A 12,859-nucleotide genomic window follows, 5' to 3' on the forward strand; every position below is an offset into this window, starting at 1 on the left:
GACCGCGCCATGTTCCGTCTCGATGGCAAGGTTGCCCTCGTCACCGGTGCCACCGGGGGCATCGGCGCCGCCGTCGCCCGGGCGCTGCATGCGCAGGGCGCCTCCGTCGCCCTCACCGGCCGCCGCGCGACGGAGCTGGAGGCGCTGGCGGCCGAGTTGGGCGAGCGCGTGCTGGTGGCGCCGGCCGACCTGGCCGACGCGGCAGCCCCGCGGCGCTGGTCGAGCAGGTCGAGGCCGGGCTCGGCGGGCTCGACATCCTGGTGAATAATGCCGGCTTCACCCGCGACATGCTGGCGCTGCGCATGGGCGATGCCGACTGGAACGCGGTGCTGGAGGTCGACCTGACCGCGCCCTTCCGCCTGGCCCGCGCGGCGCTGCGGGGCATGATGAAGAAGCGGCATGGCCGGATCGTCTCGATCGCCTCGATCGTCGGCGTCACCGGCAATGCCGGCCAGGCCAACTATGCCGCGGCCAAGGCCGGGCTGATCGGCATGAGCAAGTCGCTCGCGCAGGAAGTGGCGACGCGCAACGTCACGGTGAACGTCGTGGCCCCGGGCTTCGTCAAGACGGCGATGACCGACGCGCTGGGCGAGGCGCAGCGGACCGCGCTGCTGTCACGCATCCCGGCGGCGCGGATGGGCGCGCCGGAGGACATCGCCGGCGCCGTGGTCTACCTGGCCAGCGCCGAGGCCGGCTGGGTCACCGGCCAGACCCTGCACGTGAATGGCGGGATGGCAATGATCTGAGGCGCCGGCGGCCAAGAGAAGCAAGGCCAAGGGAGACGGTATTCTCCCGTTGGGCGCAATGCGTCCGACCGTCATCTATTTTTGTGAGCCGGCAGCCGCCGCGCGGCGAGTTCCTGACCCACAAGAAGGAAGGATGGAGTTTGGGGAAGGAATACTTTTCCCTTCCCGATCTCGCTTCTCAGCCCCCGACCAGCCGCGCCACCGCATAGGCCACCACCGCGGCCAGCCCGCCGATCGCCAGCGTCTGCACCGCCCCGCGCAGCACCGGCAGCCCGGTTGCCCGCGCCTTCAGCCAGCCGAAGCCGAACAGCGCGATGCCGGTCATGAGCGAGGAGGCGACCAGCGCCTCCGCCACCCCGTCCAGCAGGATGTAGGGCGAGAGCGGGATCAGCCCGCCCACCACATAGGCACCGCCAATCGTCGCCGCCGAGCGCACCGCCCGGTCGGCCGCCGGCTCGCTCAGTTCCAGCTCGAACCGCATCATGAAGTCCACCCAGCGGCGGCGGTCGGCGGCGATCGCCTCGGTCGCCCGCTGCAGGGTCTCCCCCGCAGCTCCGTAGCGGTGGAGGATGGCCGAGACCTCCCATTTCTCACGGTCGGGATAGGTGTGGGTCTCGGCCTCCTCGCGCTTGCGCTCGGCCTGGTAGTGCTGCGCATCGGTCCGCGCCGCGAGGTAGCCGCCGAGCCCCATGGCGACGCAGCCCGCGGCGATTTCGGCCAGGCCGGCGGTGACGATCAGCGGGTTGGCGGCGACCGCGCCCGACAGGCCGGCGGCCAGCGCGAAGGGCACGGTGAGGCCATCGGCCATGCCGATGACCAGGTCCCGCACGGTCTCGGAGCCGGTGAAATGCTGCTCGCCCTCGGGCGGGCCGGGCGGCTGCGGCGGCAGGCCTTCGCGGTACGGGCCGGGCGCGGGGGCGGGGGTATCCATGGGCCACCTCTATACCGCGCCGCAACGGCGCGCCGCCAGCCGGCTTCCCCGCCCGTCCGGCGGGTGGCAGTCTAGGGGCAAGGCCAACCACGGGACGGAAACGAAACATGCATCGCACCTTCCTCGCGGCCGCGCTCATGGCCGCCATGGCGCTGCCGGCGCAGGCCCAGACCCAGGCTGGTCCCCTGCAGGTTCGCGAGATCGGCAGCCTGCATGTCGGCGGCCGCATCGCCATGCTGGAAGGCCTGCCGGAGAAGGAGATCACCTTCTCCGCCGGCGCGCCGCCGACCCGGATGAACCCGAACGGCGAGTTCCAGGTCGAGCAGATGTATGCGCAGTACGTGAAGCTCGCCAATCCGCGGGCACGGTACCCGCTGCTGCTCTGGCATGGCGGCGGCCTGACCGGCGTGACCTGGGAGACGACGCCGGATGGCCGGCCGGGCTGGCAGATGTTCTTCCTCCGCGCCGGGCACGATGTCTGGGTCTCGGACGCGATGGAGCGCGGCCGCAGCGGCTGGGCCCGCTTCCCGGAGGTCCTGCCGGGCGAGCCGATCTTCCGCACCATGGGCGAGGGCTGGGGGCTGTTCCGGCTGGGCGACCAGGCCGGCTGGAACCGGGATGCGGCCAGGCGCGTGGCCTTTCCCGACAGCCGCTTCCCCCTGCCCTACTGGGACCAGTTCATGAAGCAGGGCGTGCCGCGCTGGGCGACGACGGACCGGCAGATCCAGGCGGCCTACGACGCCTATGTCCAGGCCGCCTGCCCCTGCGTCGTCGTGGTGCACAGCCAGGGCGGCAATTTCGGCTTCACCGCCGCGCTGAACGCCCCGGACAAGATCCGCGCGCTGATCGCGGTCGAGCCCTCCGGCGCGCCGCCGCAGGCGGCCGATGCGGCGAGGCTGAAGGACGTCCCGCATCTGGTGGTCTGGGGCGACCACCTGGCCGAGCATCCCTTCTGGGGCAAGGTCCGCGCCAATATCGAGCGCTGGCAGGGCCAGATCCGCAGCGCCGGCGGCACCGCGGATACGCTCGACCTGCCGGCGACGGGCATCCGCGGCAATCTGCACATGCTGATGATGGACACCAACTCGGACGAGATCGCCGGCCGGGTGCAGGGCTGGATGGCCTCGAAGGGGCTGATGAAATAGGCCGCCGCGCGGGGCGGCCGCCCCGCGCGGTTGCCCGGAAAGGCCCATCGACGTATAGGGCGCGGCGATCCGGAGACCTCATCCTTGGCCAGCCTCGCCCCGAGCCCCGACGCCCCCAACCCCGCCCTCGCGGCCCAGGCCGCCATCCTGGCGCGGCCGGCGACCGAGGAGCGGCGGATGGCGGATGCGATCCGGGCCCTGGCCATCGATGCCGTGGAGAAGGCCAAGTCGGGCCATCCCGGCATGCCGATGGGCATGGCCGACGTCGCCACCGCGCTGTTCACCCGCTACCTGAAATTCGACGCCGGCGACCCCCGCTGGGCAGACCGCGACCGCTTCGTGCTCTCGGCCGGGCACGGCTCGATGCTGCTCTATGCGCTGCTGCACCTGACCGGCCATGCCGGCATGGGGATCGAGGAGCTGCAGCGCTTCCGCCAACTGCATTCCCCGGCCGCCGGCCACCCGGAATTCGGCGAGCATCCGGGGATTGAGACCACGACCGGCCCGCTTGGCCAGGGCATCGCCAACGCTGTCGGCATGGCGCTGGCGGAGCGCATCCTGGCCGCCCGCTTCGGCAAGTCGCTGGTCGACCACCGCACCTGGGTGATCTGCGGCGACGGCTGCCTGCAGGAGGGCATCAGCCACGAGGCGGCGAGCCTCGCCGGGCACCTGCAGCTCGAGAAGCTCTGCGTGCTGTATGACGACAACAGCATCACCATCGATGGCGACACCAGCCTGTCCTTCACCGACGACACGCTGAAGCGCTTCCAGGCCTATGGCTGGGCGGTGCGGCGGGTCGACGAGCATGATGCCGCGGAGGTGGATGCGGCGCTCGCCTGGGCGACGCGGTCGCGCAAGCCCGTTCTGCTGGCCTGCCGCACCATCATCGGCTTCTCCGCCCCGACCAAGGCCGGCACCGCGGGCAGCCATGGCAGCCCGCTCGGCGAGAAGGAAGCGGCGGCGGCGAAGAGCGCGATGGGCTGGAACCACCCGCCCTTCGAGGTGCCCGACGGCATCCGCGAGCGCTGGGAGGCCGCCGGCCGCCGCGGCGCCGGCACCCGCCGCGCCTGGCTGAAGCGGCTGGCCAAGCACCCGATGCAGGCGGAGTTCGAGCGCGCCATGGCCGGCAAGCTGCCCGAGGCCTGGCACGAGCCGCTGGCGGCGCTGCGCGCCTCGCTCGCCGAGGGCAAGCCGAAGCTCGCGACGCGGGTCTCCTCGCAGAAGGCGCTGGAGGCCTTGGTCCCGGCGGTGCCGGAAATGATCGGCGGCTCGGCCGACCTGACCGGCTCGAACAACACCAACGTGAAGGGCATTCCTTCCGTCACGCGCGGCAATTTCGCCGGGCGCTACGTCCATTGGGGCGTGCGCGAGCATGGCATGGCCTCTGCCATGAACGGCATGGCGCTGCATGGCGGCGTCATCCCCTATTCCGGCACCTTCCTGGTCTTCGCCGACTACATGCGGCCGGCGATCCGGCTGGCGGCGCTGATGCGGCAGCGGGTCATCCATGTGCTGACGCATGACAGCATCGGCCTCGGCGAGGACGGCCCGACCCATCAGCCGGTCGAGACGCTCGCCGGCCTCCGCTGCATCCCCAACCTGGTGGTCTTCCGCCCGGGCGATGCGATGGAGACCGCTGAGTGCTGGGAGCTGGCGGTGAAGCGCGCCGATGGCCCGACGGTGCTGGCGCTGTCGCGGCAGAACCTGGCGACCTTTCGCTCGGACGCCGGGGAGAACCGCTGCGCCCGCGGCGGCTACGTGGTCGAGGAGGCGTCCGGCTCGCGCCGCGCCACGCTGATCGCCACGGGCTCCGAGGTCGGGCTGGCGCTGACGGCGCGGACGGCGCTCGAGGCGGAGGGCATCGCCACCGCCGTGGTCTCGCTGCCGTCCTGGGAGCTCTTCGCGGCGCAGGACCCCAGCTACCGCGACCAGGTGCTGGGCGATGCGCTGCGGGTCGGGATCGAGGCCGCGGTCGGCTTCGGCTGGGACCGCTGGCTGGGGCCGGAGGAATCTTCGTCGGCATGGGCGGCTTCGGCGCCTCGGCCCCGGCGGAGGACCTGTTCCGCCATTTCGGCATCACGCCGGAGGCGGTTGTCGCGGCGGTGAAGAAGCGCCTGGGCTGATATCGCGTAGAACCGGAACACGGGAAGAAGGAACACCACCATGGCTGTGAAGGTCGCCATCAACGGGTTCGGGCGCATCGGTCGCCTGGTGCTGCGCGCGATGATCGAGAGCAACCGCACCGATGTCGAGTGCGTCGCGATCAACGACCTCGGCAGCGTCGAGGCGAATGCCCACCTGTTCCGCTACGACAGCGTCCATGGCCGCTTCCCCGGCGAGGTCGCTGTCGACGGCAACAAGATCATCATCACCGCCAACGGCCGCACCTATGCGCCGATCGTGGTCAGCGCCGAGCGCGACCCGACCAAGGTGCCCTTCCAGGGCGTCGACGTGGCGATGGAATGCACCGGCATCTTCACCAGCAAGGAGAAGGCCTCGGCGCTGATCGCCGCCGGCGCGCGTAAGGTGGTCATCTCCGCCCCCGGCGACAATGCCGATGCGACCATCGTCTACGGCGTCAATGAGAAGACGCTGACCAAGGAGATGACCGTCATCTCCAATGCCTCCTGCACCACCAACTGCCTGGCCCCGGTGGCCAAGGTGCTGCACGACAATTTCGGCATCCTGCGCGGCTACATGGTGACGATCCACGCCTATACGGGCGACCAGAACACCGTCGACACGCTGCACAAGGACCTGCACCGCGCCCGCGCGGCCGCCGTCTCCGCCATCCCGACCAGCACCGGCGCCGCGAAGGCCGTTGGCCTCGTGCTGCCGAAGCTGAAGGGCAAGCTGGACGGCACCGCCATCCGCATCCCGACGCCGAACGTCTCGCTCGTCTCCCTCGACGTCAACCTGAAGAAGGAAGGCGTGACGAAGGAGGACATCAACGCCGCCATGAAGAAGGCGGCCGAGGGCGAGCTGAAGGGCATCCTGGCCTACAACACCGCGCCGCTGGTCAGCATCGACTTCAACCACAACCCGGCTTCGTCCACCTTCGACGCGACGCAGACCGCGGTGGTGGACGGCGCCATGGCGCGGGTCATGACCTGGTACGACAACGAGTGGGGCTTCTCCAACCGCATGAGCGACACCGCCGCGCTCTTCGGCAGCCTCTAAGACCCAGACCACCCGGCGCCCACCCGACCCTCCCCAAAGGTCGGGGGGCGCCGTTGCGGCGGGCGCCTTTCCGAGTGACCGCAGGACCGATCGCCGCCTTTCGGCGTTCGGTCCTGCGACGCCCCGCTCCGAAGGATCTTCCCGATGGCCAAGTTCCGCACCCTCGACAGCCTCGACCCCCGCGGCAAGCGCGTGCTGCTGCGCGCCGACCTGAACCTGCCGGTCAAGGACGGCCGGATCACCGACCGCACGCGGATCGACCGGCTCTCGCCCACCATCGCCGAACTCGCCGACAAGGGCGGCCGCGTCATCGTCTGCAGCCATTTCGACCGCCCCAAGGGCAAGCGCGTGCCGGAGATGTCGCTGGCACCGATGGCCGAGGCGCTGGCCGAGGCACTCGGCAAGAAGGTGTCCTTCGTTGATGACTGCGTCGGGCCAGAGGCCGAGGCGGCCGCGGCGGCGATGCGGGACGGCGACGTGATCCTGCTGGAGAACACCCGCTACCACGCCGGCGAGGAGAAGAACGACCCCGAGTTGGCCCGCGGCATGGCCAAGCTCGCCGATGTCTTCGTCAACGACGCCTTCTCCGCGGCGCATCGCGCGCATGCCAGCACGGAGGGCGTGGCGCGGCTGCTGCCGGCCTATGCGGGGCGGCTGATGCAGGCCGAGCTCGAGGCGTTGGACGCCGCGCTCGGCAATCCCTCGCGGCCCGTGGTCGCCATCGTCGGCGGCGCCAAGGTCAGCACCAAGCTCGACCTGATCGGCAACCTGTCCTCGAAGGTCGACGTGCTGGTGATCGGCGGCGCCATGGCAAACACTTTCCTCGCGGCGCAGGGCCATGCCATGGGCAAGTCGCTGCAGGAAGCCGAGATGCACGAGACGGCCCTGAAGATGCTGGCCGAGGCCAGGGCGAACAACTGCGAGATCCTGCTGCCGATCGACCTGGTCGTCTCCGCCACCTTCGCCGCCAATGCGCCGTCCCGCACGGTGGGCATCGAAAGCGTGCCGGCCGACATGATGGCGCTCGATGTCGGGCCCGACACGGTGGCGGCGATAGAGGCGCGGCTGCGCCAAGCCTCGACCCTGGTCTGGAACGGCCCGCTCGGCGCCTTCGAGATCCCGCCCTTCGACGCGGCGACGGTGGCGGTGGCGCAGTCGGTGGCGGCGCTGACGCAATCGGCCGGGCTGAAGTCGATCGGCGGCGGCGGCGACACCGTCTCGGCGCTGAAGCATGCCGGCGTCGCCGAGCGGATGACCTACGTCTCCGCCGCGGGCGGCGCCTTCCTCGAATGGCTGGAAGGCAAGACCCTGCCTGGGGTCGCGGCGCTCGAGGCGTAATCACGCGCCCTCGCAACAACCAGCGGTTACTGGAAGGTTAACGCGGCGGCGGGGTAGAGCGATGCCATGCGCATCGTCCCCGCCGTCCCGGCCCGCGGCTTCCGCTCTCCCGCGCGGCGGGTGGCCTTAACCGTCGATTCGGATCTTGGCGCTACCATCCTGCGCATGATCGCCACCAACTCCCTCAGCGCCTTCACGCCGTCGGTCGGCCGGCCGGGCGATGCGCAGCCGGTCCGCGGCGTCCCGCAAGCGGCGCCCCTGCAGGCCCGGGACGGCGGCAGCGCGCCGCAGCGGCCGCTCGGCGCGGTGCCGGCGCAGCCGAGCCAGCCGCTGCCGCGCGGTTCGCTGCTGGATCTGCGGGTCTAGCAAGGCCGGCCCTTCCCGCCCTGGCCTTCGTCACGCTCCGCGGCGGGGCCGTTGCCGGCCCGGCGCCCCTCTTGCGCGCCTCGGCGCCGCCGCGCATCGTTCGCCGATGCCCGACTTCATCCGTACCGTGCCATCCGGCGATGACCGGGAACGGCTGACCTGCCGGGATTGCGGCTTCGTCGCCTATGAGAACCCGAAGATCATCGTCGGCAGCGTCGTGTCGGTGGACGGCCGCATCCTGCTCTGCCGCCGGGCGATCGAGCCGCGGCACGGCTTCTGGACCCTGCCCGCCGGCTACATGGAGCTTTCCGAGACGGTAGAGGAAGGCGCTCGGCGCGAGGCCTGGGAAGAGGCCCGCGCCCGCATCGCGATCGAGGGCGTGCTGGCGATCTATTCCATCGCCCGCATCGGCCAGGTGCAGGTCATCTTCCGCGCCGGCCTGGCCGAGCCGGGCTTCGAGGCCGGGCCGGAAAGCCTCGATGTCCGGCTTTTCGATTGGGACGAGATCCCCTGGGACCAGCTGGCCTTCCCGTCCGTCCATTGGTCGCTGCGGCAATGGCGGGCGATGCAGGGGCGGCCCCTCGGCCTGCCGGCGATGAACCCGACCGAGGATCCGCGCGGCACCCGGCCGCTGGCGCAGCCGCCGGGGCTCTGATGCGCAAGCTCGGCCGGCTGCCCCTGCTGCTGCTGCTCCTCGCGGGCTTCTCCGCGCCGGCGCCGGCGGCGCAGCCGGGCAAGGGCGGGCGGAAGCCGCCGGCGCTGATCCTGCCGAAGCAGCCAGCGATGCCGCAGTCGCAGAAAGCCGGCCAGCCGACGGCATCCTCCGTGGCGCCGGTGCCGGACCGCAGCAAGGAAGGCCCGCGGGTGGTCGAGCAGGACCGCGCACGGATCAATCCCAGCATCATCAACCGCAACCTGCCCGGCCGCGGCCAGGCCGATCAGGGCAGCCCGGACCTGCTGGAGGATAAGCTCTTCAAGCCGGCGCCCGGGGCGCGGCTGAACGTCCCGTTCTCCTACTGAAGGGAGAAGGAAGGTTGGGGAGGAAAGCGTTTCCTCCCCGAACCTCGCCTTTGTCGTTCGTGAGTCTTGCACCCGCCGCGCGACGCCGGCCGACTCAGAAGAAATAGAGGAGGGTCCAGGAAGGATACTCTCTCCCTCGCCTTACCTCTGCGCCCGGCCCGGCGCCCAGACATCGTCCGGCCTGCTCCACAGCACCGGGTCGGCCATGGCGGCGGCCAGCGCGCCGGTCACCGCTGCCAGGATCGCCTCGCCCTTCTCCGCCGTCGCGGCGCGCGGGTCGCCGCGAACGCCGGTACGGGGCGCGCGCTCCTCGAAGGAGAAGAAGCGCACGAAGCCGGGCGGCGGGTTCGGCGGCGGGTTGGAAAGGCTCTCGGCGATCTTGTCCTGCCGCACCTGCGCCGCGTCCAGCGCCAGCCAGAGCGCGGTCTCGCCCTCACACGCGTGGTGGATACCGGGCTGCGTCGTCAGGATCTTGCCGATTGCCGCCGGGGCCAGGTTCGGCCAGGTGGTGACGACGACGGGAATGCCGAACTCAACGGCCAGCTCACGGGAGGAGACCGCCAGCGGGTCGATATTGCCGCCATGGCCGTTGACGATCAGCAGCTTCCTGAAGCCATCGGCCACCAGCGACCGCACCACGCAGCGCAGCACCGCATGGAAGGTCGCGTGGTCCAGCGTGATGGTGCCGCCGAATGGCAGGTGGTGCTCGGACAGCCCCATCCACATCGGCGGCAGCACCGCCACCGGCAGGTCGCCAGCGGCCGCCGCGCCGCGCAGCGCGATCTCATGCGCGCAGAGGCTGTCGGTCCAGACCGGCAGATGCGGGCCATGCTGCTCGAGGCTGCCGATCGGCAGCACCACGAGCGCATCCTTCGCCGCCAAAGCCTTCAGCTCCGGCGCGGTCATGCGCTCCCAGCGGATCTCGGCCATCAGCCGCGCCCCATCGCATAGAACTCGCCATTCGGCCGCAGCGCGGTGAGATTGGCCATGCGGTTCGACATGCCGAAGAAGGCGGCGATCGCCGCGATGTCCCAGATGTCGTCGTCCGAGAAGCCGAGGTCGCGCAGCGCGGCGCTGTCGGCCTCGTCCACCACATTGGCCTCGCGGGTGATCTTGAGCGCGGATTCCAGCATCGCCTTCTGCTTCGGCGTGAGGTCGGCCTTGCGGAAATTGGCGGCGATCTGGTCGGCGATCAGCGGGTTCTTGGCGCGGATCCGCAGGATGGCGCCGTGGGCGATGACGCAATACTGGCACTGGTTGTAGGAGGACACGGCGACCACGATCATCTCGCGCTCCGCCTTGGTCAGCCCGCCGGGCTTGTCCATCAGCGTGTCGTGGTAGGCCATGAAGGCGCGGAATTCCTCCGGCCGGTAGGCGAGCATCAGGAAGACGTTGGGGATGAACCCCGACTTCTCCTGCACCGTCTCGATGCGGGCGCGGATGTCCTCCGGCATCTCGGACAGGCTGGGGACGGGGTAGCGGCTGACAGGGGCGGCGGTCATGGCGGGATCTCCTCCGCCCGGACCCTAACCGCCCCTCGTCCTCAGTCCAGCCCCATCAGGCCGCGGGCGAAGTCGCGCGCCGCGAAGGGCCTGAGGTCGACGGCCTTCTCGCCGACGCCGACGAAATGGACCGGCAGGCCGAGATTCCTGGGCGAGGGCCACGACGACGCCGCCCTTGGCGGAGCCGTCCAGCTTGGTGACGGCCAGGCCGGTCACGTTGACCATCTCGCCGAAGACCTTGCATTGCTGGATGGCGTTCTGGCCGGTGGTGGCGTCCAGCACCAGCAGCACCGAATGCGGCGCGGTCTCGTCCACCCGGCGGATGACGCGGACGACCTTCCGCAGCTCCTCCATCAGCGCCGACTTGTTGTGCAGCCGCCCGGCGGTGTCGACCAGCAGCACCTGGGTGCCGTCCTCCCGCGCCGCCTTCAGCGCGTCGAAGGCAAGGCCCGCGGCATCGGCGCCTTCCTTGACCGGCGCATGCACCCGGGCGCCGGTGCGCTCGCCCCAGATCTGCAGCTGCTCGACCGCCGCGGCGCGGAAGGTGTCGCCGGCGACGAAAGCGCAGCGCAGCCCCTGCTCGCGGTATTGCTGGCCGAGCTTGGCGATGGTGGTGGTCTTGCCGGTGCCGTTGACGCCGACCACCAGCACCACATGCGGCGCGTGGCCGACGTCCAGCGGCATCGGCTGCGCGACCGGGCCGAGGATCGCGGCGATCTCCTCGGCCAGCGCCGTCTTCACCTCCTCGTCGGTCACTTCCTTGCCGAAGCGGGTCTTGCGGAAGCCCTCGACGATGCGGCGGGAGGCGGCGACACCGAGATCGGCGGTGATCAGCGTCTCCTCCAGCTCCTCCAGCGCCTCCTCGTCGAGGCGGCGCTTCTTGAAGAGCGAGGTGACGCTGTCGGTCAGCTTGGCGGTGGAGCGCGACAGCCCGGCCCTGAGGCGGGAGAGCCAGCCGCCGCGCGCGGCGGGCTCCTCGGCGGGGGCGGGCGGTGGGGGCGCGGCAGGCGTCGGGGCGGCATCCTCGGCCGCCTCGCGGGCCTCGACCTCACGCACCGCCGCTTCGTCGTCCTGCGGACGCAGTTCCGCCTCAAGGTCGGGCTGCGGTGCGGGCGGCGGCGGGGGCTCGGTGCCGATCCGCTCCAGCGGGCGCGGCGCGGTGAAGGGCGGCGGCGCCGGCGGCAGCGGCGGGATCGGGATGTCGGGCGCCGCCACCGGGGGCGGCGTCGGCATGCCCTCGGGCGGGGTCGGCACCGGCGGCTGGCCGGGCGGCGGGCTCAGCGGCGCCTCGGCCGGGCCCGGCTCCGGCGTGCGGCCGCGCAGGCGGCTGACCCAGTCGCGGAGCGCCATCAGGCGGCCTCGGCCAGCAGGCCGTCCGGCGCGGCGCCGGTGACCCGCACCCGGCGCAGCTCGCCCGGCGCGGCGCTGCCGGCGGTCAGCCGGATCGGGGCGAAATGCGCGGTGTGGCCGCGGTCGTCACGCTCGAACAGCACCTGTTCCTCCTGGCCCAGCCGGCCGGCGTAGAAGCGGGCGGCGGCGGCGGCGCCGGCCGCGCGCAGCCGGGCGGCGCGTTCGCGCCGGACCGGCACCGGCAGCTGCGGCATGCGGGCGGCCGGCGTCCCCGGCCGCTCCGAATAGGGAAAGACATGCAGGAAGCTGAGTTCCATCTCGGCCACCAGGTCGAGCATCTCCTGGAACTGCGCCTCGGTCTCGGTCGGGAAGCCGGCGATCAGGTCGGCACCGAAGGCGAGGCCGGGCCGCAGCGCCCGCGCCCGGCGCGCGAAGGCCAGGGCATCGGCCCGCAGGTGCCGCCGCTTCATCCGTTTCAGGATCAGGTCGGCGCCATGCTGCAATGACAGGTGCAGGTGCGGCAGCAGCCGCGGCTCCCCTCGATCAGCCGCCAGAGGTCGTCATCGACCTCGACCGGGTCGAGGAGGAGAGCCGCAGCCGCGGCAGGTCCGGGACGAGGGCCAGCAGCCGCCGCACCATCTGGCCGAGGCTGGGGGCGCCGGGCAGGTCGGGGCCGTAGCTGGTGATGTCGACGCCGGTCAGCACCACCTCCCGGTAGCCGCGATCGACCAGCAGCCGCACCTGCTCGACGATCGCGCCGATCGGGACGCTGCGCGATGGGCCGCGGCCATAGGGGATGACGCAGAAGGTGCAGCGGTGGTCGCAGCCCTGCTGCACCTGGACGAAGGCGCGGGCACGGCCGGCAAAGTCGGTGACGAGATGCGCCGCCGTCTCGGTCGCCGCCATGATGTCGGTGACCGGCGCGGGCGGCGCGTCGAGCGCCCAGCTTTCCGGCTTCAGCTTTTCGGCATTGCCGATGACGCGGGCGACGTTGGGCAGCGCGGCCCAGCGCTCCGGCGCGATCTGCGCGGCGCAGCCGGTGACGATGATGCGGGCTTCGGGGTTGTCGCGGGCGGCGCGGCGGATCGCCTGGCGGGCCTGGCGCTCCGCCTCGGCGGTGACGGCGCAGGTATTGACCAGGATGGTGCCGGCGGCATGGCCGGCGCGGCTGGCCAGGTCGCGCATGCCCTCGGACTCGTAGGTGTTGAGCCGGCAGCCGAAGGTCAGGACCTCGATCGCTTCGGGCGACCGATTCACGCTCTGCGCCTGCGGCGCGCCGCG

The 12,859-nt window shown here is 71.6% G+C and carries 9 protein-coding genes and 4 pseudogenes; 8 read left to right on the plus strand and 5 right to left on the minus strand.

What is annotated here, in order from left to right; all coding sequences use genetic code 11:
* Positions 1-9: 9 nt before the first annotated feature.
* A pseudogene (gene fabG / locus ACQ86J_RS12700) lies at positions 10-746 on the plus strand (3-oxoacyl-[acyl-carrier-protein] reductase).
* A gap of 178 nt (positions 747-924) precedes the next feature.
* Here the strand turns inward: fabG and ACQ86J_RS12705 are convergent.
* A complete protein-coding gene (locus ACQ86J_RS12705) occupies positions 925-1,677 on the minus strand; it encodes a VIT1/CCC1 transporter family protein (RefSeq protein ID WP_431271383.1) in 753 nt (250 codons plus the stop codon).
* Positions 1,678-1,784: 107 nt separating this feature from the next.
* Here ACQ86J_RS12705 and ACQ86J_RS12710 point away from each other — a divergent pair, with 107 nt between their 5' ends.
* From ACQ86J_RS12710 to ACQ86J_RS12740, 7 genes and pseudogenes are all read left to right on the plus strand, one after another.
* The gene (locus ACQ86J_RS12710; RefSeq protein WP_431271384.1) at positions 1,785-2,822 is read left to right on the plus strand and encodes an esterase; all 1,038 of its coding nucleotides are present in this window, start codon (positions 1,785-1,787) and stop codon (positions 2,820-2,822) included.
* Positions 2,823-2,906: 84 nt separating this feature from the next.
* Positions 2,907-4,945 (plus strand): annotated as a pseudogene (tkt, locus tag ACQ86J_RS12715) (transketolase).
* 40 nt (positions 4,946-4,985) lie between these two features.
* Positions 4,986-6,002, plus strand: a complete 1,017-nt coding sequence (gene gap, locus ACQ86J_RS12720; RefSeq protein WP_431271385.1) for a type I glyceraldehyde-3-phosphate dehydrogenase — start codon at positions 4,986-4,988, stop codon at positions 6,000-6,002.
* Between the two features lie 144 nt (positions 6,003-6,146).
* On the plus strand, positions 6,147-7,340 hold the full coding sequence (locus ACQ86J_RS12725; RefSeq protein WP_431271386.1) for a phosphoglycerate kinase: 1,194 nt from the start codon (positions 6,147-6,149) through the stop codon (positions 7,338-7,340).
* Between the two features lie 66 nt (positions 7,341-7,406).
* Positions 7,407-7,706, plus strand: coding sequence for a hypothetical protein (locus ACQ86J_RS12730; RefSeq protein WP_431271387.1), 300 nt, complete (start codon positions 7,407-7,409; stop codon positions 7,704-7,706).
* A 106-nt stretch (positions 7,707-7,812) separates the two neighbouring features.
* Positions 7,813-8,361 carry an NUDIX domain-containing protein gene (locus ACQ86J_RS12735; RefSeq protein WP_431271388.1) on the plus strand — a complete coding sequence of 183 codons (549 nt, stop codon included), beginning with the start codon at positions 7,813-7,815 and terminating at the stop codon, positions 8,359-8,361.
* Positions 8,361-8,726, plus strand: a complete 366-nt coding sequence (locus ACQ86J_RS12740; RefSeq protein WP_431271389.1) for a hypothetical protein — start codon at positions 8,361-8,363, stop codon at positions 8,724-8,726. The genes ACQ86J_RS12735 and ACQ86J_RS12740 overlap by 1 nt, the downstream gene beginning before the upstream one ends.
* Positions 8,727-8,867: 141 nt before the next feature.
* Here the strand turns inward: ACQ86J_RS12740 and ACQ86J_RS12745 are convergent, their stop codons facing one another.
* From ACQ86J_RS12745 to mtaB, 4 genes and pseudogenes are all read right to left on the minus strand, one after another.
* The gene (locus tag ACQ86J_RS12745) at positions 8,868-9,656 is read right to left on the minus strand and encodes a creatininase family protein (protein WP_431271390.1); all 789 of its coding nucleotides are present in this window, start codon (positions 9,654-9,656) and stop codon (positions 8,868-8,870) included.
* Entirely contained in the window at positions 9,656-10,228 is a 573-nt protein-coding gene (locus tag ACQ86J_RS12750) for a peroxidase-related enzyme (RefSeq protein ID WP_431271391.1), read from the minus strand. The genes ACQ86J_RS12745 and ACQ86J_RS12750 overlap by 1 nt, the downstream gene beginning before the upstream one ends.
* 41 nt (positions 10,229-10,269) lie before the next feature.
* Positions 10,270-11,158: pseudogene (gene ftsY / locus ACQ86J_RS12755) on the minus strand (signal recognition particle-docking protein FtsY).
* 419 nt (positions 11,159-11,577) lie between these two features.
* Positions 11,578-12,763: pseudogene (gene mtaB / locus ACQ86J_RS12760) on the minus strand (tRNA (N(6)-L-threonylcarbamoyladenosine(37)-C(2))-methylthiotransferase MtaB).
* Positions 12,764-12,859: the final 96 nt, after the last annotated feature.

This window comes from Dankookia sp. P2, assembly GCF_050632255.1.
Lineage (GTDB): Bacteria > Pseudomonadota > Alphaproteobacteria > Acetobacterales > Acetobacteraceae > Paracraurococcus.

Coding starts and splice junctions, on each gene's coding strand:
- ACQ86J_RS12705 (WP_431271383.1), bottom strand. CDS start 1,677: ATGGATACCCCCGCCCCCGCGCCCGGCCCGTACCGCGAAGGCCTGCCG.
- ACQ86J_RS12710 (WP_431271384.1), top strand. CDS start 1,785: ATGCATCGCACCTTCCTCGCGGCCGCGCTCATGGCCGCCATGGCGCTG.
- gap (WP_431271385.1), top strand. CDS start 4,986: ATGGCTGTGAAGGTCGCCATCAACGGGTTCGGGCGCATCGGTCGCCTG.
- ACQ86J_RS12725 (WP_431271386.1), top strand. CDS start 6,147: ATGGCCAAGTTCCGCACCCTCGACAGCCTCGACCCCCGCGGCAAGCGC.
- ACQ86J_RS12730 (WP_431271387.1), top strand. CDS start 7,407: ATGCGCATCGTCCCCGCCGTCCCGGCCCGCGGCTTCCGCTCTCCCGCG.
- ACQ86J_RS12735 (WP_431271388.1), top strand. CDS start 7,813: ATGCCCGACTTCATCCGTACCGTGCCATCCGGCGATGACCGGGAACGG.
- ACQ86J_RS12740 (WP_431271389.1), top strand. CDS start 8,361: ATGCGCAAGCTCGGCCGGCTGCCCCTGCTGCTGCTGCTCCTCGCGGGC.
- ACQ86J_RS12745 (WP_431271390.1), bottom strand. CDS start 9,656: ATGGCCGAGATCCGCTGGGAGCGCATGACCGCGCCGGAGCTGAAGGCT.
- ACQ86J_RS12750 (WP_431271391.1), bottom strand. CDS start 10,228: ATGACCGCCGCCCCTGTCAGCCGCTACCCCGTCCCCAGCCTGTCCGAG.